This window comes from Citrobacter sp. Cpo045 (genome assembly GCF_030332875.1).
Lineage (GTDB): Bacteria > Pseudomonadota > Gammaproteobacteria > Enterobacterales > Enterobacteriaceae > Citrobacter > Citrobacter portucalensis.
This window is the reverse complement of the sequence record NZ_JAOWGZ010000017.1, coordinates 1-259: the sequence shown is the minus strand read 5'-3', so window position 1 is coordinate 259 and position 259 is coordinate 1. Positions and strand designations below refer to the sequence as shown.

The window sequence follows — 259 nt, the reverse complement described above, 5'->3', positions numbered from 1 at the left end:
GCTTGTAGCTCAGGTGGTTAGAGCGCACCCCTGATAAGGGTGAGGTCGGTGGTTCAAGTCCACTCAGGCCTACCAAATTCTTTCTGATACCGCGTTGTGAAACGACTCGCATACTTCAGTATGCTTCATCGTTCCACGCCTTGCCTCAGCAAGAATTAAGGTGAATGAGATAACTACGATGGGGCTATAGCTCAGCTGGGAGAGCGCCTGCCTTGCACGCAGGAGGTCTGCGGTTCGATCCCGCATAGCTCCACCATCC

At 53.7% G+C, this 259-nt stretch carries 1 tRNA gene; it reads left to right on the top strand.

The window, feature by feature from the left end:
* The first annotated feature begins 180 nt into the window (after nucleotides 1-180).
* A tRNA-Ala gene (locus OGY13_RS00100) sits at nucleotides 181-256 on the top strand.
* Nucleotides 257-259 lie beyond the last annotated feature (3 nt).